This is a genomic window from Ruminococcus flavefaciens (assembly GCF_900108555.1).
Classification (GTDB): Bacteria; Bacillota; Clostridia; order Oscillospirales; family Ruminococcaceae; genus Ruminococcus; species Ruminococcus flavefaciens_P.
This window is the reverse complement of sequence record NZ_FNWV01000008.1, coordinates 135810-154241: the sequence shown is the minus strand read 5'-3', so window position 1 is coordinate 154241 and position 18432 is coordinate 135810. Positions and strand designations below refer to the sequence as shown.

The 18432-nt window shown below is 45.7% G+C and carries 18 protein-coding genes; all 18 read left to right on the top strand.

Annotated features, from left to right (window positions below):
- Nucleotides 1–147: 147 nt before the first annotated feature.
- Nucleotides 148–729, top strand: a complete 582-nt coding sequence (locus tag BLW60_RS11950) for an RNA polymerase sigma factor (protein ID WP_074717622.1) — start codon at nt 148–150, stop codon at nt 727–729.
- On the top strand, nt 726–2012 hold the full coding sequence (locus tag BLW60_RS11945) for a SecDF P1 head subdomain-containing protein (RefSeq protein ID WP_074717620.1): 1287 nt from the start codon (nt 726–728) through the stop codon (nt 2010–2012). Before BLW60_RS11950 ends, BLW60_RS11945 begins: the two co-directional genes overlap by 4 nt.
- Nucleotides 2013–2284: 272 nt before the next feature.
- Nucleotides 2285–3490: an ABC transporter substrate-binding protein gene (locus tag BLW60_RS11940; RefSeq protein WP_074717618.1), complete on the top strand. Its 1206-nt coding sequence runs from the start codon at nt 2285–2287 to the stop codon at nt 3488–3490.
- Nucleotides 3477–4295, top strand: coding sequence for an ABC transporter ATP-binding protein (locus BLW60_RS11935; protein WP_074717616.1), 819 nt, complete (start codon nt 3477–3479; stop codon nt 4293–4295). Before BLW60_RS11940 ends, BLW60_RS11935 begins: the two co-directional genes overlap by 14 nt.
- Nucleotides 4292–5212: an ABC transporter permease gene (locus BLW60_RS11930; RefSeq protein WP_074717614.1), complete on the top strand. Its 921-nt coding sequence runs from the start codon at nt 4292–4294 to the stop codon at nt 5210–5212. The genes BLW60_RS11935 and BLW60_RS11930 overlap by 4 nt, the downstream gene beginning before the upstream one ends.
- A gap of 1050 nt (nt 5213–6262) precedes the next feature.
- A complete protein-coding gene (locus BLW60_RS11925) occupies nt 6263–7159 on the top strand; it encodes a class I SAM-dependent methyltransferase (RefSeq protein ID WP_074717612.1) in 897 nt (298 codons plus the stop codon).
- A gap of 98 nt (nt 7160–7257) precedes the next feature.
- Nucleotides 7258–8418, top strand: coding sequence for a trans-sulfuration enzyme family protein (locus tag BLW60_RS11920; RefSeq protein ID WP_074717610.1), 1161 nt, complete (start codon nt 7258–7260; stop codon nt 8416–8418).
- Nucleotides 8419–8428: 10 nt separating this feature from the next.
- The gene (locus BLW60_RS11915; protein ID WP_074717608.1) at nt 8429–9340 is read left to right on the top strand and encodes a PLP-dependent cysteine synthase family protein; all 912 of its coding nucleotides are present in this window, start codon (nt 8429–8431) and stop codon (nt 9338–9340) included.
- Between the two features lie 103 nt (nt 9341–9443).
- Nucleotides 9444–10355: a LysR family transcriptional regulator gene (locus tag BLW60_RS11910; protein WP_074717607.1), complete on the top strand. Its 912-nt coding sequence runs from the start codon at nt 9444–9446 to the stop codon at nt 10353–10355.
- A gap of 89 nt (nt 10356–10444) precedes the next feature.
- On the top strand, nt 10445–10993 hold the full coding sequence (locus BLW60_RS11905) for a 2-oxoacid:acceptor oxidoreductase family protein (protein ID WP_074717605.1): 549 nt from the start codon (nt 10445–10447) through the stop codon (nt 10991–10993).
- Nucleotides 10990–11280 carry a 4Fe-4S binding protein gene (locus tag BLW60_RS11900; RefSeq protein ID WP_074717603.1) on the top strand — a complete coding sequence of 97 codons (291 nt, stop codon included), beginning with the start codon at nt 10990–10992 and terminating at the stop codon, nt 11278–11280. The genes BLW60_RS11905 and BLW60_RS11900 overlap by 4 nt, the downstream gene beginning before the upstream one ends.
- On the top strand, nt 11277–12449 hold the full coding sequence (locus BLW60_RS11895; RefSeq protein ID WP_074717601.1) for a transketolase C-terminal domain-containing protein: 1173 nt from the start codon (nt 11277–11279) through the stop codon (nt 12447–12449). Before BLW60_RS11900 ends, BLW60_RS11895 begins: the two co-directional genes overlap by 4 nt.
- A complete protein-coding gene (locus BLW60_RS11890; RefSeq protein ID WP_074717599.1) occupies nt 12439–13332 on the top strand; it encodes a thiamine pyrophosphate-dependent enzyme in 894 nt (297 codons plus the stop codon). Before BLW60_RS11895 ends, BLW60_RS11890 begins: the two co-directional genes overlap by 11 nt.
- Nucleotides 13333–13536: 204 nt before the next feature.
- The gene (locus tag BLW60_RS11885; RefSeq protein WP_074717597.1) at nt 13537–14877 is read left to right on the top strand and encodes a phenylacetate--CoA ligase family protein; all 1341 of its coding nucleotides are present in this window, start codon (nt 13537–13539) and stop codon (nt 14875–14877) included.
- A gap of 164 nt (nt 14878–15041) precedes the next feature.
- Nucleotides 15042–16208: a pyridoxal phosphate-dependent aminotransferase gene (locus BLW60_RS11880; protein ID WP_074717595.1), complete on the top strand. Its 1167-nt coding sequence runs from the start codon at nt 15042–15044 to the stop codon at nt 16206–16208.
- A gap of 4 nt (nt 16209–16212) precedes the next feature.
- Nucleotides 16213–16668 carry an S-ribosylhomocysteine lyase gene (locus tag BLW60_RS11875; protein WP_074717593.1) on the top strand — a complete coding sequence of 152 codons (456 nt, stop codon included), beginning with the start codon at nt 16213–16215 and terminating at the stop codon, nt 16666–16668.
- A 116-nt stretch (nt 16669–16784) separates the two neighbouring features.
- Entirely contained in the window at nt 16785–17975 is a 1191-nt protein-coding gene (gene nifS / locus BLW60_RS11870; RefSeq protein ID WP_074717591.1) for a cysteine desulfurase NifS, read from the top strand.
- Between the two features lie 12 nt (nt 17976–17987).
- A complete protein-coding gene (gene nifU / locus BLW60_RS11865; RefSeq protein WP_074717589.1) occupies nt 17988–18404 on the top strand; it encodes a Fe-S cluster assembly scaffold protein NifU in 417 nt (138 codons plus the stop codon).
- Nucleotides 18405–18432 lie beyond the last annotated feature (28 nt).

Below are 18432 nucleotides of genomic sequence, written 5' to 3'. Positions count from 1 at the left end.
GACGGCCAATGGTCGCCTCTGCATGATTGATTTATTTTTATTTATATGATAGAATATTTTTTGTTGCACTTTATCTGTTCTCTTTGAGTATATATTATGAAAGCGGAAATGCGCATAACTACTTTTCATATATAGGGGGGATCTGCCATGACAGACAAGGACTACAGAAAACTATTCGATAAATCTCCGCAGGAAGCTCAGAATATGCTGTTCGAGGAGTATTTCAACTACGTTTATACTATCGTTTTCAATAAGCTGAGAAGCTGTGCGTCTAAGGAAGATATAGAAGAATGTGTCAGCGATGTTTTCGCGGATATATTCGCTTACTTCGCAAAGAACTCACAACAGAACGAAAGTATAAAAGGCTTCATAAGTACAGTTGCAATAAGGAAATCCATAAATATGTTCCACAGCCTTACCTCTAAAAGCGGACGGACTGTCTCGCTGGAAGAGGGTGATGCGGACAATATCCGCGATGATACCGATATTGCAGATAATGCCGAACGTGCGGAACTTCGCAGGACTCTCCTGCGGCTGGTGGACGAGCTCGGAGAACCCGATTCAACTATCATTATACAGAAATACTACTACGGCTTGAATTCAAAGGAAATTGCAGAGACTGTTTCCATTGAACCTGCCGCTGTCAGGGTAAGATGCTCAAGAGCCATAAGACGGCTTAAAGATAAGCTGGCTGAACTCGATATATCTTTGAAGGAGGCAGAATTATGAAAGACAACAACAAAGAATTGGATTTCGGTATCATCGAAAATGCCGAACTCAGCGAATTAGAGTCTCTTTCCAAAAAAGTCGCTCCTGTAAGCAGCGATGAAAAGAAAAAAATACTGGAAATGAGCAGAAGAAAGTTCAATATAAATAATAATGACATTGCAGACCATAACGAGGATACCGTAAGCGGTTCTGAGCCTTACCGTCCGAGGACTATGTGGAAGATATTCGCTTCCGCTGCTGCTTGTATCGCTATTGTTGGCGGTATCGCAGGCGGTGCGGCTCTTTTGCACAGGAATGGCAGTATTAACGGCTCGGATATAGAAGAAACTACTGCAAGCGAAGAAGCAACTACCGTGACAGCAGAAGCAGCTACTGTGACCGAAGAAGCTGCTTCTCTTCCGATTGACAGCATCAAGCAGCATGAAGTATTTTTCCGCAAGGGCGACAGTCCCGAAAGTCCTGTTATACTAACGGGAAGTAATATTAAAAAGGCTGAAATGTGTTTGCTTGACGAAAACGACGGATCAGAATATGCTATACAAGTAGCATTTGACGAAGAAGGTCAACAGCTATTTGCAGAGGCTACCTCAGAGATCGCAGGCACAGAAACTCCCATATCCATATGGGTAGACGGTGAATGTATTTCTACACGTATAGTCGATGGAATTATGTCTACAGGTTTCATGATACACGGAAACTTTGATGCTGAAACTGCCATAGCTCTTGCTGACAAGCTCTCAAACTGCAATACCGCTTACGGTCTGACCTCTGACGGCTTGAAATACGGCGATGCCCACGCTGACCTTGTAAATCAGTGCCTGCAGGAATTGATAGACAATTCCAATGGCAGCATCACCGACGCTTTCTATTGCGAATATGACATCAACGGCGATGATATACCCGAACTGTTTGTACAATATTTCACATCAAATGATCCCAAATCAAAAAGCGTATGCGAGCTTTATGCTTTAAAAGGTAATAAATATGAAGCTATCACTACAAAATCTGAAAATATCTGGGTCCACCATAACAATAAAGACGGTATAGTCATAATAAAAGCTAATTCCTCACCTACTATCTATTTGGTATTTAAACTCAATGAAAATAATGAACTTGAACTTCAAACACAGCTTCAATGCTCAGTTGTCGGTGATAAGGAAGTTTATACTATAGATCGTGAAGAATGTACAGAGGAAGAATGGAACGCAAAACTCAGCGAAGTCAAGCCCGAGGACGTTGAATGGCTCGATGAGCTTACAAAGGATTTCTACCACAGATATTAATAAGTGTGAACTGTAAATATAACGCAAGGCTCTCAGTTTTTACTGAGAGCTTTTTGCTGTTTGGCTATAGGTATTGTCTATAAATAACAATAGCCCATTTGTATTGGACAAATACCTATAGGTATGGTATGATTAGTACATAGAAAAAACAAGGAGTGAGAAAATATGAAAATTTACAGAATTATTTTGAATTCGGAGCGAATGCGATGTTGCTGATGTATTCGTGTATAAAATAAGTTTGATTTGAATTTAAGATTTGAAAGGTGATAAATATGAATAAATTTAAGATCGTTTCCGCACTTGCAGCTCTTTCCTTACTTACAGGCTGCGGTGCATTCAATAACAACTCTCAGAGCTCTGAAACAAACACAGAGGCAAAGACAGCTGTTCAGCCTGATGCATCAGCTGCCGAAGAAACAAAGGACTGCTGTGAGGACAAGGATAAGGATTGCTGCAAAGACGGCGTGGCTGACTGCTGCGGCGACAGTGCAGAGGCAGTTCTCGGAAAGCCCGAAAAGACCGACATCAACATCGGCTACCTCAACTCTACAGCTCATCTGCTTGCATTCGTTGCACAGGAGGAGGGCTACTTCAAGGAAGAGGGACTTAAAGTTACACTTACACAGTTCTCCAGTGCTGCTGAGCTTGTAAACGGTCTTGAGTCCGACAAGCTTGACGTTGCATTCATTGGTTCAGTACCAACACTTACATTCCAGAGTCAGGGACATGACGTTTCAATATTCGGCGGAGCAATGACAAACGGTCACGGCTATGTTATCAAGTCACAGTTCGCTGACAAGGACGAACTTGGCGTAGAGATACTCAAGGGCAGAAACGTTGCTTCCGTAAAGAACAGCGTACAGGACGCAGAGCTCCAGATACTTCTGAAAGATGCAGGTATTGAAATAGGTGAAGGCAAGGACAAGGTAAACATCGTTTACTTCGACAGCCAGAAGGACGCTTATGCAGCTCTTCTGAATGATACCATAGACGCAGCTTCCGTATACTCGCCATACGCTTCACTTGCAAAGTCTCAGGGCTACAAGGTAGTTTACTACTGCGCACATGAAAAAGCTCTTGAAAACCAGCCTTGCTGCCGTCAGGTAGCCAAGACATCAGCTCTCAGCAGCAGCCCGAATACATATACTGCTATTGAAAGAGCATTCATCAAGGCTTATCACTTCACTCAGTCCGACCATGACAAGACTATCAAGGACGTTAAGAAGTACATCGACATTGAAGAGGAGTTCATAGATACAGAGGTTTACGGCGGATACAGCGTATCAAGCCCAGACCCAGACAAGCAGGGTACTCTCACACTTAAAGATACTATTATAGAGCTTGGATATACAAACGATTACGATATCGAACCATATTACAATACAGAGATATACAAGAATGCACTTAACAGTATCTTAGCTGAGAACTCCGATGATATTTATAAATCGTTAGAGGAGCATTTCAATGACTACGAATAAGATAGAGATAAAAGATCTCACAGTTAATTATATCGAAAACAAGCGCAGCTTCAATGCACTTCATGACGTTTCGTTCGGCGTTGCTGACGGCGAGTTCGTAAGCGTTATCGGTGCAAGCGGCTGCGGTAAATCAACTCTGCTCAGTGTGCTGGAGGGGCTTTATGCCCCTGCCGGCGGCACAGTACAGATAGACGGTAAGGAACTTCACGGCACAGGTACAGAGCGCGGAGTAGTATTCCAGCACTATTCACTGTTCCCGTGGATGACTACAAGAAAGAACATAGAATTCGGCATAAAGCAGTCAAGACATGATGTAAAGCGCAGTGAACGCGCTAAGATAGCTGACGAATTCCTCACAAAGGTAGGACTTACAGGCTTCGGCAGCAAGTATCCCTCACAGCTTTCAGGCGGTATGCAGCAGCGTGCAGCTATTGCAAGAGCACTTGCAATGGATACACAGATACTTCTCATGGACGAACCGTTCAGTGCTATCGACGCAAAGAACCGTGTTATTTTACAGGATCTTCTTCTTAAACTCTGGGAGGGCGACGGCTCTGAGCCTCGCAAGACAGTCGTATTCGTTACTCATGACATCGACGAGGCTATACTTCTTTCCGATAAGATCGTAGTCCTCACAGCTCACCCGGGTACTGTAAACGAAGTCGTAAACGTACCTTTTGACCGTCCACGCAGACGTGATGACTTAGTTAAGACCGATGAATACGGCAAGTTCAGAAACAAGCTTCTCTCATTGCTTTACAGCGATATTGCCGAGCGTATCGGCGGAGATGAGGTGGTATTATGACATTTGCAAAGCGTTATCTCCGTATCACACACCTGCTTTTCATAATACTGCTGCTGATACAGCTTCTCCCGAACAAGTCCACAAAGGACGTATTCACAAGCTCACTTGTTACCTTTGCTATCGGACTTGAAGTAATCGTGCTTGCAGTATCTCCATTCATAAAAAAAGAAGAAGCACTTGCTCTTCTGCTTGATATTACTGGATTTGTATTCGTTATCCTTTCGGTATGGTCACTTGCTACAGCTAAGTACAATGTGCTGAACGACCTGCTTTTCCCTGCACCGGGTAAAGTTATACACCAGTTCGTTGAGGATAAGGACAAGATATGGGTAAATATCATCAGCTCACTGGGTACAACTATCAAGGGCTTCCTTATCGCAGTTGCAGTAGCTGTTCCTCTGGGACTTTTCATTGGCTGGAGCGCAAGAATAGGCGGAGCTGCCACATACATCACAAAGTTTTTCAGCTCAATACCGCCTATAGTTTACATACCTTACGGTATAGCACTTCTCCCCACATTCAAATCAGTATCGGTATTCGTTATCTTCCTCGCAACATTCTGGCCTGTATTTGCAGGTACAATGAGCGGTGTGCTGGGAGTTGACAAGAAGATAATCGACTCGGCAAAGGTACTCAACGTAAGCAAGCCCGAAATGCTGTTCAGAGTTATACTTCCTGCTTCATTACAGCAGATATTCCTCGGCTGCAATCAGGGTCTGAGCGTATCGTTTATTCTCCTTACATCTGCCGAGATGATCGGTGCGCGTGATGGAATGGGCTATTATGTGAAGTATTATTCAGATTTCGGAGACTATACACGCACAATAACAGGACTTCTCGTTATCGGTTTTGTAGTAATTGCAGTTACATTCCTTTTCAACAAGCTCCAGAACCGACTTTTAAGGTGGAAACGATGAATAAATATAAAATGATAAAGCCGAAGAGCGATGAGTGTTCGTTCTTTGGCTTTTTTATTTACCTGACTAATTCTCCATTCCCCTCTTCCCCTCTTCCCCTCTTCCCCTCTTACTATATATTCTATGCAATGCACTTTAATGATTTAAACCATTCAATAGTGCAAGGAAGGAAGAGGGAATGTTTTTATTGTTCTCTCTTGCAGCGTAAGGCATACACGGGCGGATAATATCTGACAGTACAGGTTAACGGTTAAAGGCTCGGGAGCCCGAGGGCGGGCTCCCCTACAGTGCGCTCATGTTACTCACATTGTGGCTTGCGGACTGCCAAAGGCAGCCCCTACACATGATATCATGTTATTTGCATCATCAGGCATACACTGGCGCACGGAATGCGCCCCTACAATTCCGAATTCCGAATTAAATCCGCCGCCCCTACAGGCTAATGGCTAACGGCTAAGGGCTAAGCCAAGCGGACTGCCAAATAAGCAGTGCCCCAAATCTGTGATTTGGCTGGCAATGCTATATGCAGAGCTGGCAGCCCCTACACATGATATCATGTTATTTGCAGTGTAAGGGATATACGGGAGCCCGAGGGCGAACTCCCCTACAGACTAAGCAGTAACCACTCGGAACGCCGAGGGCGGCGTTCCCTACAATACTACTTTCTACTCACTACTTACTACTCTCTACTCACTAATCACTATGCACTAAAAACTAACCACTCCACCGCAAGTTCTACAAAGACTATAAGAATAATAGGATAATTCTATAACTATTGCCGAATATAGTCTACACCTATTGACAAAATAGGTGAACTATGTTATAATTCATATAGTTCCGATAGGAATACAGAGTTTAACAGAAAGGACGGCTGAACATGAAAACTTATAATATGTGTTGTTGTATGTGTAATATTATCTCACCACGCATTCCGCTTACTTATGCTCAGCGATGTTGCGCTTTTTCTGATGTCATTAAGTAAGTTCGGCTAAGCTGTTATGCGTGGAATGTGTCATACATTCTGCGCTTTTTTATATTACGGAGGTTACTATGGTCAATGAAAGAGAAAGCGTTACAGCTAAAATATGTGCGTTCGTGAGAGCATGGCACTCCAACCGTTCACACCAGAAAATATACGACGATTACCTTGCCTATGATATGCTTGGCAAGGAAGAGTACGACAGTATATATGAGCTTATCAGCAGCGGTCTTGACGGCTCGCAGCAGTTCTCCCGTGAGGACACCGAGCAGATAATAAGCGAATATTTCGCTCCCATACCGCTGTCAAGGATACACTTCAACGAGAGCAGGCTTGCGGACTTCGCAAAGGAAAACGGAAAAGTCCAGTACGTCATCTGCGGTGCAGGCTCGGATACTTTTTCATTCCGCAACGATAATGAGGATATCGAGGTATTCGAGATAGATCACCCCGACACACAGCGTTACAAGCTTGAAAAAATAAAAGAGCTTGAATGGAATTTACGTTCCAATGTACACTATGTACCTGTTGATTTCGAGAAGGAGCGAATGTGCGACAAGCTCTTATCAGCAGGATTTGACCCGAATAAAAAGACTTTTTTCAGCATACTTGGAGTTACCTATTATCTGACACTTGATGTGTTCACGGATACGCTGAGACAAATGGCTGAGCTTTCAGCTCTGGGCAGTGCGGTAGTCTTTGACTATCCTATAAAAACGGGAGAATTCCCACGCAGAGTCGAAAGGCTCGAACTTATGACGGAAGCACTTGGCGAGGTCATGCGCGGCGGTTACGATTACAGTGAAGTTTCACGCGCACTTTACTCCCTCGGTTTCCAGATAGATACCTATATGCCGCCCGAGAAGGTGCAGAAAGAGTACTTCGACGGACGACAGGACGACTTGAAAGCATTTGAAAACGTCAGCCTGATATCGGCAACATACACCGCAGGCTACGATTACGAATAATACTGTAGGGGAGGGCGTCCTCGCCCTCCCGATATAATAACAATAACCCCGGGAGCCCGAGGGCGGGCTCCCCTACAGCATTGAAAAGGAGAATAATTATGAGTAATTATAAAAATACAGAAACAGCACTTATCCACGGAGGTATCTCCATTGACGAACGTACAGGCGCAGTAAATGTGCCGATCTATCAGACTTCCACCTACAAGCAGGACGGTCTCGGAAAAATGCGCGGCTATGAGTACTCACGAACAGGCAACCCTACCCGTGAAGCTCTCGAAGCTCTCATCAAAGACTTAGAGGGCGGCTATGCAGGCTTCGCTTTCGGCTCGGGAATGGCTGCTCTCACAGCAGTTCTCAGCCTGCTCCACAGCGGCGACAGAGTACTTATTTCCAGCAACGTCTACGGCGGTACATTCCGCCTGCTGAGCAAGGTGTTCGATCACTTCGACTTCACCTACACTATTGCAGACACCGAGCACCCTGATGTTTACGAAAGCCAGATAACCGATGATGTTAAAGCTGTCATCATCGAGAGCCCTGCAAATCCGCTGATGACAATTACCGATATAAAGGCAATTGCAGAGGTATCACACAAGCACGGACTTCTCGTTATCGTTGACAATACATTCATGACACCATATTTGCAGAAGCCCCTTTCACTGGGCGCAGATATCGTCGTACACAGTGCAACAAAGTACCTCGGCGGACACAGTGACGTTGTATCGGGACTTGCAGTCATAAGCACTCCCGAGCTTGCAGAGAAGATAGCATTTATTCAGAATTCCACAGGCGGAGTCCTCGGACCATTCGATTCATTCCTGCTTATCCGCGGTATCAAGACACTTGCAGTCCGCATGGACAGACACGTTGAAAATGCAGAAAAGGTATCGGAGTATCTCCTTAACCACAAAGCAGTGAAGAACGTCTACTATCCCGGACTTAAAAGCGACAAGGGCTACGAGATCAACAAAAAGCAGGCTAAGAACGGCGGTGCGATGATATCCTTTGAGCTTCATGAAAACTACGATATAAACACTTTCTTCGAGAGCCTTGAGCTTGTATCTCTTGCCGAGAGTCTCGGCGGTGTGGAGTCACTTGTATGCCACCCTGCAACAATGACTCATGCTTCTATCCCTGCGGATATACGCAAGAAAGTCGGCATCACTGACGGACTTATCCGCCTTTCAGTGGGTATCGAAAATATTGAGGATATTATAGCAGATATCGAACAGGCTATTGCAAAATCCGAGAGAAAGTGAGATAATAGATATGAGATACTATGATTCAATGCAGGCTCTCATCGGTAATACTCCCCTTGTGAGACTTGAAAATATAGTTCAGAGCGAGGGCGTTAACGTATTTGCAAAGCTTGAACTCTACAATCCCTCGGGAAGTGTGAAAGACCGCACAGGTCTGTACATGATAAACGATGCCGAGAAAAAGGGGCTTCTAAAAAAGGGCGGCACTATCGTTGAAGCCACAGCAGGCAACACAGGTCTCGGAATAGCCTTTGCGGCACTTAACCGCGGCTATAAGATAATATTCGTAGTTCCTACAAAATTCTCGGCAGAGAAGCAGTCTCTTCTCCGCGCTCTCGGCGCAGAGGTAGTGAATACTCCCCGTGAGCTTGGTATGCTTGGGGCAGTTGCTAAGGCTGAAGAGATAAAGGCGCAGATACCCGACTCCATTTCGCTGGAGCAGTTCAAGAACCAGAGCAATCCCCTTGCTCATTACGAGACTACAGGTCGTGAGATATACGAATCACTTGACGGTCATATAGACTACGTTGTAGCAGGTGCAGGAAGCGGCGGCACTTACACAGGCATACTCCGCTATATCAAGGAGAGAAATCCACAAACCAAGGGTATACTTGCTGATCCCGTTGGCTCGACTATGGGCGGCGGTGAACACTCCGACTACAACATCGAGGGTATCGGCAACGACTTTATCGCAGAAACTATGGATATGTCCCTTGTGGACGATGTTATAAAGATGAACGATGAAGAAGCATTCAGCACAGCAAGGCTGCTGGTAAAAACCGAGGGTATCATCGCAGGCTCGTCCTCGGGAGCGGCTATGGCAGCAGTACTGAAACTCATAGAAAGCGGCGCAAAGGGAAATATCGTTACTGTATTCCCTGACCGCGGCGACCGCTATTTCAGCACAGGACTCTTTGATTAGTGAGTAAAAAGTAGTAGAACTAAGAACTAAGAGCTAAGAACTATAGGTAGGGGGCGTTCCGCCGCCCGTATTTCCTCAAATGAGAATAAAACGGAGGTAAACAATGACTTTACAGCAGTTAAAATATATTATCGCAATATCTTCAACAGGCTCAATGAACAAGGCTGCGGAACAGCTTTATGTATCACAGCCTTCCCTCACCTCATCGGTACAGGAGCTTGAAAAGGAGATAGGCATTAAGATATTCAACCGCAGCGGACGCGGTGTTACTCTGACCAATGACGGAGCTGAGTTCGTACAGTACGCCCGTCAGGTAGTCGGACAGTTCGATGTGCTTTCCGAAAAATACAGCGGCAAGGGCAATGTCAAGAAAAAGTTCGGAGTATCAACTCAGCACTATTCCTTTGCTGTAAAGGCATTCGTGGAAATGGTCAAGGAGTTCGATACAGCGAAATATGAGTTCGCAGTCCGCGAGACAAAGACCGCTGAGGTCATCAGCGATGTTGCCACCATGAGGAGCGAGATAGGCATTATCTACCTCAACGACTTCAACCGTAAGTCCATTACAAAGCTGCTCCACTCAAACGGTCTTGAATTCCACACGCTGACAAAGTGCAGTCCTTTCGTTTACCTCTGGAAAGGTCACCCGCTTGCAAAAGAAAAGAAGATAACCTTCGAGCAGCTTGCCGACTACCCATGCCTTTCCTTTGAACAGGGCGACAACAGTACATTCTATTTAGCAGAGGAGCTGCTGAGTACAGCTGATTATCAGCGCACCATCAAGGCTAACGACCGCGCAACTATGCTAAATCTGATGATAGGTCTGGACGGCTACACACTGTGCTCGGGCATTATCTGCGAGGAACTCAACGGCGATGATTATATTGCAGTACCTTTCGATGACGAGTCTGACGAAGTAATGGAAATAGGCTATATCACGCTGAAAAATGTCATTCTCAGTGAAATGGCTGAAATATATATCCGTGAGATAAAAGCATATCTTGGTATAGACTAAGCCTATAGCTCTGCATAGAAGTCCCGTATTGGACAGAATATGCGGACAGGTGTATAATTAATTCATACTAAAATAATAGGAGAACTACTATGTCAAGTCTCAATAATAAAAACGGAGCTTCAAGCTCGGAGATAATTTGGCTCGGACGCGGCGGACAGGGTGCATTCACTGCCGCTAAACTCCTCGGAGCAGCCTATACCATAGACGATGATAACAAGTACGCACTTGCTTTCCCCTCGTTCGGTCCCGAAAGACGAGGTGCTCCCGTAAGAGCCTTTACAAAGCTAGATACAAAGCCTGTTGTGGACAGAAGCCAGACCGAAAAGGCTGACTTTATAGTTATAATAGACGATACGCTTTACAGCCCTCAGCTTCATGGACTTCTCAAACCCACAGGCAAAATAATAGTTAACTCAAAGAACAACATCGACGGTGCTCTCACATTCGACGCTGACAGCATTGCGGCTGAGTTCAGACTTCCCACTGCAAACACTATAATGCTTGGACTTCTTGTGGGACTTTCAAACGTTGTCACATCAGATGAAGCAGTGGAAGCTATAAAGGGCTATATGCCGAAGAAAATACAGGAGCGCAACATAAACGCACTTCTCAGAGCAGTACAGGAGGTGGCAGAATGAGACCTTACATCAGAGAGAAAAAGGACTTCTCGTTCAGCGAAGTTCCCGAGAATACGTCCTTTGAAGCAGGCTATCTCACCACTGTAAACAGCGGCTGGAGAAGTATCAGACCTGTTATAAAAGAAAAATGTGTGGGCTGTGAGCAGTGTTACCTCTACTGTCCCGACGGTGTAATATCAGTTAAAGACGGCAAGGCAGCCATAGATTACGACTTCTGCAAGGGCTGCGGAATATGCGCTAAGATATGTAAAATAGGAGCAATAGAAATGGAGGCGGAGCGCAAATGAGCAAGAAATTCTTATCAGGAAACGAAGCATTTGCCGAGGGCATACGCCTTGCACGTCCGCAGGTCATTTCAGCTTACCCCATAACACCGCAGACTATAGTCGTTGAGCGTCTTTCGGAAATGGTGGAGGACGGCAGTCTCAATGCCGAGTACGTTCATGTTGAGTCAGAACATTCTGCACTCTCATGTGCTATCGGAGCAAGTGCCGCAGGTGCAAGAGCATTCACAGCAACTTCATCACAGGGACTTCTCTATATGGCTGAATGTCTTTACTATGCAGCAGGCGGACGCTTCCCTATAGTTATGATGAACGCAGACCGCTCCACAGCTCTCCCGTGGAATATCTACGGCGACCAGCGTGACAGCCTTTCACAACTCGACAGCGGCTGGATACAGTCCTACGCTGAGAATGCACAGGAAGCTCTTGACCTCGCGCTCATGAGCTATAAGATCGCAGAGGATAACCGTGTTCAGACTCCGTATATGGCTAATCTGGACGGCTTCGTCCTCACTCATACATACGAAACAGTTGATATCCCCACAAGGGAACAGGCTGACAAGTTCCTGCCGCCCTATGAGACCGATAACTGCATAGACTTCGATAACCCGAAGAATATGGCGTTCTCAGCAGGTCCTGATACGAACTACATATTCAAATATAAGGAGCATAAGGGACTTCTTGCGGCAGCTGAGGTCATCAGTGAGACTGAAAAGGAATTCGCTGACATATTCGGAAGAAAATACAGCGGACTTACCGAGAATTACCGCACAGACGATGCTGAATACATCATCGTTACTCTCGGAAGTATCGCAGGTCTGTGCCGTGAAACTGCGGATAAGCTCCGCGAGCAGGGCATAAAGGCAGGCGTTGTGCGTATACGATACATGAGACCTTTCCCGAACAAGGAAATTGCCGATGTTCTGAAAAACGTCACGGCTTACGCGGTACTCGAAAAGGACATCAGCTTCGGCAATGAGGGCACTGTATTCACTAATGTGAACTCCGCACTGAAAAAGGCTGAGCTCAACGTAAAGGGCTACAACTTTATAGGCGGACTTGGCGGACGCAACATCTCCGCTGGCGACATTGAAAATATTTACACAAGCATCGCAAAGGGCACGGAAAGTGTCAATTTTATCGGCATAGGAGGCGAGGACAATGGCAAATAAGGTCGCAGAAAGCATTTCAAGGGAAGAGTTTTTCTACGGACACAAAGCCTGTGCAGGCTGCGGCGGAAGTCTTGCAGTAAGAGCTGCACTTAAACTCCTCGGACCCAATGCAGTATCTGTACTGCCTGCCGGCTGTATGTCAGCGGTTGGCTTTAACTTTCCGCAGCTTTGTTTCTCAAACAATTCCATAATTTCCACATTTGCAGGTACAGCTTCCATGCTCACAGGAGTTGAGGCAGGTCTCCGCGCAAGAGGATACAAGGACTTCACAGCAGTAGGCTTCGCAGGTGACGGCGGTACTGCGGATATCGGAATACAGGCTCTTTCGGGAGCTATCGACCGCAACGACAACATCATCTACATCTGTTACGACAACGAAGCCTACATGAACACAGGCATACAGAAAAGCGGACTTACTCCTTTCGGTGCTAAGACCACAACTACTCCCGCAGGCTCGAATATCCACGGAAATATCCGTCCGAAGAAGAATATGTTCGAGATAGCCGCTGCACACGATATCCCTTACGCTGCAACTGCAAGCGTAGGTTATCTGCCTGATTTTATTGCAAAAGTGCAGAAGGCTTCACAGATACAGGGTACAAAGTATATCCACGTTATCGCCCCATGTCCTACAGGCTGGGGAGTTGCTCCCGATGCAACAGTTGACATCGCAAAGGAAGTCGTTGACTGCGGACTTTGGTATCTTGCCGAATACGAAAACGGCTCATTCAAGCTTAACCACAAGCCAAAGGAATTCACTGATGTGACAACTTATCTGAAAAAGCAGGGTCGCTTCAAGCATCTCACAGATGACGATATACAGATAATCACAGCTTCCCGCGACAAGAAATGGGAGTTTATAAACAAAAATTTTGAGTTTTAATTTACGGGGCGATGTAGGCATCGTCCCCTATAATTAACTTTAGTAGGGGACGGCGTCCTCGACGTCCCTAAATGATACAATTCGAGTTATAAAAAAAGTTTATAACTCATCATAGTCCATTGGTATTGGACAAATACAGAAATGTGCTGTATAATATAATCATACCAAACAGATATGAAATATATGATAATGGAGGATAAAACAATGAGCAGAGATATTAATAACAAATTCTGGGACGAAGAGCTTGAAACTCTTCCCCGTGAGGAACTTCAGAAGAGACAGCTTGAAGACTTAAAGGAGATCGTTAAATTCGCATACGATAACGCTCCTTACTACAAGCGTTCATTTGATGAGGCAGGCGTTAAGCCCGAGGACATCAAGACTCTCAAGGACATCGAGAAGCTTCCTTTCATCAATAAGAAAACACAGCGTGATACTCAGGGCGTTGGCTCATTCTTAGGTGAGCTCGCAGCAGTTCCCGAGGAGGACGTAGTATTCGTATCAACATCATCAGGTTCAACAGGTGTTCCTACAATGAGTCCGTTCACAAAGAAGGACTTCGATGAATTCCAGGATACTGAGAGCCGCTGGTTCTGGCAGATAGGAATGAGACCAAATGACCGTTATGTTCACGCCCTTAACTTCTCACTCTACGTTGGCGGTCCTGACGTAATCGGTGCGCAGAACTTAGGTGCTTTATGTATCTGGGGCGGTACTCTCCCAAGTGAGAGACTCCTCTTCATCTTAAAGACATATCAGCCTACAGTTATCTGGACTTCTCCTTCCTACGCTTGGCAGCTCGGTGAAAAGGCTCTCAAGGCAGGATATGATCCAAAGAAGGATTTCAGCATCAAGAAGATAATCGTTGCTGGTGAGCTCGGTGGTTCTATCGACGCTACAAGAAAGGCTATCGAGGATATCTGGGGAGCTGAGGTATTCGACTTCTATGGTCTGTCCGATATTTTCGGTGCTTGCGCTGCACAGTGCGAATACCACGACGGACTTCACATCGCTGAGAACCATATCCTCGTTGAGACAGTTGATATCCACACAGGTGAGGTTCTTGAACCGGGTCAGACAGGTGAGCTCGTATTCACAACTCTCCGCAAACACGCTCGTCCTCTTATCAGATTTAAGACAGGCGATATCGGACGCATCGACACTACACCTTGCAAATGCGGACGTACACACGGCAGAATACATATCCTCGGCAGAAAGGACGATATGTTCATTGTTTCAGCTGTTAACGTATTCCCAAGCGATATCGAGGCTGTTATCCGTGAGCAGAGCGACCTGACAGGTGAGTATCTCATTCGTATCTTCGAGAAGGACTTCACAAGCAAGTACGCTGTTGAGGTCGAGAAGGCAACAGGTGTTGACAAGGACGATGATACAGTTGCAGCAGAGGTCAGCGCAGCTCTCAAGGCTCGTATCGGTGTTAAGCCTGCAAGAGTAGTCGTTCACCCTGACGGCGGTCTGAATACACGTTCAGAGCATAAGTCAAGACGTGTTATCGACGAAAGAAATATTGACTACAACATTTAATGATGATATAATAGTAATTCGGAATTCGGAATTAGGAGTTCGGAATTGTGGAGTTGGCTTCGCCAACGGATCAAAAATTCAGATCCTTACGCCGTAAGGCGGACTCCATTAATTCCGCATTCCGAATTCCGAATTCTTAATTTTTTAAAACCGGAGGTTTTTATATGCCACAGCTTTCAAACAGAACAGCGACTTTTACCGATTCCGTCATCAGACGTATGACAAGAATTTCAAATAAATACGGTGCGATCAATCTATCACAGGGATTTCCTGATTTTGAGCCGCCAAAGGAGATACTTGACCGTCTTGCTCAGGTAACAAAAGAGGACTTCCACCAGTACTCAATAACATGGGGTGCTCAGAACTTCCGTGAAGCCCTTGCCGAAAAGCAGTCCCACCTTATGGGAAGAAATATCGACCCAAACGGCGAGATAGTTGTCACCTGCGGAAGCACAGAAGCCATGATGGCGGCTATGATGTCCGTTACAAACCCAGGGGATAAGGTCATCGTGTTCTCCCCTTTCTATGAGAACTACGGCGCAGATACCATACTCTCGGGAGCAGAGCCTATTTACGTTCCACTTATACCGCCTGAGTTCAGCTTCGACGCAGATGTACTCGAAGCAGCTTTCAAGCAGCACCCAAAGGCACTCATTCTCTGTAATCCGTCCAATCCGTGCGGAAAAGTGTTCACACTTGAAGAATTGCAGATAATCGCTGACCTCGCCAAGAAGTATGATACATTCGTTATCACCGATGAGGTCTACGAGCATATCGTTTATGCTCCGCACAAGCACATATATTTTGCTTCACTTCCCGATATGTGGGAGAGAACTATCTCCTGCTCTTCCCTTTCAAAGACCTATTCTATCACAGGCTGGAGACTTGGCTATGTTATAGCTCCGCCTAATATAATTGATACAGTGAAAAAAGTCCATGACTTCCTCACAGTCGGAGCTGCCGCACCTTTGCAGGAAGCCGCAGTTACGGGACTTCGCTTCGGTGACGATTATTACAAGTGGTTACAGGACAAGTATACAGAGAAACGTGACCTGTTCTTAAAGGGCCTTGATGATATCGGCATACATCATACTGTTCCGCAGGGAGCTTACTATATTCTCCTTGATATCTCGGAGTTCGGCTACAAGAGCGACCTTGTTTTCTGCGAAAAGCTGGCTGAATACGTGGGAGTGGGAGCTGTCCCCGGTTCAAGCTTCTTCAAAGAGTCTGAGAACCGTTATATCCGTTTCCACTACGCTAAGAAGAACGAAACGCTCAATGCGGCACTGGAGCGTCTTAATGATATCAGAAAGAAAATGCCGAAGGAGTGAGGATATGAAAACTATTGCAAGTTTTACTGTTGACCACGACAAGCTGGAAAAGGGTATGTACATCTCCCGTATAGACGGTGACGCTGTTACCTATGACATACGCATGAAAAAGCCCAACGGCGGTGACTATCTCACTAACGGCGCACTTCATACCTTCGAGCATTTATTTGCCACTTATGCACGTAACAGCGAATACTCAGACAGCGTTATATACGTCGGACCTATGGGCTGCCTGACAGGTTTTTATCTCATACTCCGCGATAATGTATCGTCTGAACAGGCAATACGCCTCGTACAGGACAGTTTCCGCTTTGTGGCTGATTTCAGCGGCAAGATACCCGGCTCTGAACGTAAGGAGTGCGGAAACTACCTGCTCCATGACCTTGACGGTGCAAAGGCAGTCGCAAAGGATATGCTGACCGTGCTTGACGGATATACCGCCGAAAAACTGAATTACTGAAAAAGCTGTGCTTAGGCACAGCTTTTTTTAGCATTTAGCTTGACATTTGTAAAGTCTTGTGCTATAATATACTATGTTGATAGGATATATCTATATACTATATATGGAGGAACACAATGGAAAAAAGATTCATATACGCCGATAATGCGGCAACTACGGCTGTTTCCGAGGAAGTTCTCACAGCTATGCTTCCCTACTTCCGTGAAGGCTACGGAAATGCTTCAAGCATTTACAAGCTTGGCAGAGACGCTCAGAAAGCTGTTGAGACTGCGCGTGAAAAGGTGGCAAAAGCTCTCGGTGCAGAACCGAGGGAGATATACTTCACAAGCTGCGGCTCTGAGTCCGATAACTGGGCTATAAAGGGTACTGCTGAGCTTATGGCTAAGAAGGGCAAGAAGCACATCATAACTTCCGTTTTCGAGCATCATGCTGTTCTGCACACCTGTGAATACCTCGAGAAGCACGGCTTTGAGGTGACTTATATCCCCGTAAGCGACAAGGGACTTTTAGATCCCGAGGACATTCGCAAGGCAATACGCGAGGATACTGCTCTTGTCACAATAATGTATGCCAACAACGAAATAGGCACTATCCAGCCTATTGACGAGATAGCAGCCATATGCCATGAAAAGGGCGTACTGTTCCACACGGACGCTGTACAGGCTGTGGGTCACATTGATATAGATGTCCATAAGCAGGGCATTGATATGCTTTCACTTTCGGGACACAAGATACACGCACAGAAAGGAATCGGTGCGCTTTATGTCCGCAAGGGCATCGCACTTCCGAATTTTGTCCACGGCGGCGGTCAGGAACGCGGAAAACGTGCAGGTACGGAAAATGTTCCTGCAATTGTGGGACTTGGCGTGGCTATCGAAGCTGCTACCCGTGATATCGCAGGTAAAAATGCAGTTATAACTCCTCGCAGAAACAGACTTATTGACGGCATACTGAAGCTCCCCTATACACGCCTTAACGGTGACAGGGACAAGCGTCTTCCGGGAAATCTCAATATCTCAATCGAGGGCATCGAGGGTGAGTCACTGCTGCTTCTGCTGGATATGAACGGTATATGTGCATCATCAGGTTCAGCTTGTACATCAGGCTCACTTGATCCGTCACACGTATTGTTGTCTATAGGTCTTGAACACGCAGTTGCACACGGTTCACTGAGACTTTCCATTGAGGAAAATGTAACAGATGAGGACGTGGACTATATTCTTGAAGTTATCCCCAAGGTCGTTGACAGACTTCGTTCTATGTCGCCTGTATGGGAAAAAATGATGAAAGGTCAAAAATACGCATAAAGGAGTAAAAATATGTTATACAGTGAAAAAGTGCTCGACCATTTCTCAAATCCGAGAAATGTCGGTGAAATAGAGGACGCAGACGGTGTTGGCGAGATAGGCAATGCCAAGTGCGGAGATATCATGAAAATGTATCTTAAAATTGACGACAATATTATCACAGACGCAAAGTTCAAAACATTTGGCTGCGGTGCAGCTGTTGCAACTTCTTCAATGGCAACAGAGCTCATCAAGGGCAAGTCCATAGACGATGCGCTCAAGCTGACAAATCAGGCAGTTGTTGAGGCTCTTGACGGTCTCCCTGCTGTAAAGATACACTGTTCTGTTCTGGCAGAACAGGCTGTTCGTTCAGCTCTTTCCGATTATTATACCCGTCAGGGCATTGATCCCATTCCGATAGTCGGCGAGATAAAAGAGCCTGAGGAATAAAAAATAACCGTTACACATAAAAAGGCGG

What these genes read in the sequence shown, in the direction of transcription:
- BLW60_RS11950 (WP_074717622.1), top strand. Translation starts at nt 148, where the DNA reads ATGACAGACAAGGACTACAGAAAACTATTCGATAAATCTCCGCAGGAA.
- BLW60_RS11945 (WP_074717620.1), top strand. Translation starts at nt 726, where the DNA reads ATGAAAGACAACAACAAAGAATTGGATTTCGGTATCATCGAAAATGCC.
- BLW60_RS11940 (WP_074717618.1), top strand. Translation starts at nt 2,285, where the DNA reads ATGAATAAATTTAAGATCGTTTCCGCACTTGCAGCTCTTTCCTTACTT.
- BLW60_RS11935 (WP_074717616.1), top strand. Translation starts at nt 3,477, where the DNA reads ATGACTACGAATAAGATAGAGATAAAAGATCTCACAGTTAATTATATC.
- BLW60_RS11930 (WP_074717614.1), top strand. Translation starts at nt 4,292, where the DNA reads ATGACATTTGCAAAGCGTTATCTCCGTATCACACACCTGCTTTTCATA.
- BLW60_RS11925 (WP_074717612.1), top strand. Translation starts at nt 6,263, where the DNA reads ATGGTCAATGAAAGAGAAAGCGTTACAGCTAAAATATGTGCGTTCGTG.
- BLW60_RS11920 (WP_074717610.1), top strand. Translation starts at nt 7,258, where the DNA reads ATGAGTAATTATAAAAATACAGAAACAGCACTTATCCACGGAGGTATC.
- BLW60_RS11915 (WP_074717608.1), top strand. Translation starts at nt 8,429, where the DNA reads ATGAGATACTATGATTCAATGCAGGCTCTCATCGGTAATACTCCCCTT.
- BLW60_RS11910 (WP_074717607.1), top strand. Translation starts at nt 9,444, where the DNA reads ATGACTTTACAGCAGTTAAAATATATTATCGCAATATCTTCAACAGGC.
- BLW60_RS11905 (WP_074717605.1), top strand. Translation starts at nt 10,445, where the DNA reads ATGTCAAGTCTCAATAATAAAAACGGAGCTTCAAGCTCGGAGATAATT.
- BLW60_RS11900 (WP_074717603.1), top strand. Translation starts at nt 10,990, where the DNA reads ATGAGACCTTACATCAGAGAGAAAAAGGACTTCTCGTTCAGCGAAGTT.
- BLW60_RS11895 (WP_074717601.1), top strand. Translation starts at nt 11,277, where the DNA reads ATGAGCAAGAAATTCTTATCAGGAAACGAAGCATTTGCCGAGGGCATA.
- BLW60_RS11890 (WP_074717599.1), top strand. Translation starts at nt 12,439, where the DNA reads ATGGCAAATAAGGTCGCAGAAAGCATTTCAAGGGAAGAGTTTTTCTAC.
- BLW60_RS11885 (WP_074717597.1), top strand. Translation starts at nt 13,537, where the DNA reads ATGAGCAGAGATATTAATAACAAATTCTGGGACGAAGAGCTTGAAACT.
- BLW60_RS11880 (WP_074717595.1), top strand. Translation starts at nt 15,042, where the DNA reads ATGCCACAGCTTTCAAACAGAACAGCGACTTTTACCGATTCCGTCATC.
- BLW60_RS11875 (WP_074717593.1), top strand. Translation starts at nt 16,213, where the DNA reads ATGAAAACTATTGCAAGTTTTACTGTTGACCACGACAAGCTGGAAAAG.
- nifS (WP_074717591.1), top strand. Translation starts at nt 16,785, where the DNA reads ATGGAAAAAAGATTCATATACGCCGATAATGCGGCAACTACGGCTGTT.
- nifU (WP_074717589.1), top strand. Translation starts at nt 17,988, where the DNA reads ATGTTATACAGTGAAAAAGTGCTCGACCATTTCTCAAATCCGAGAAAT.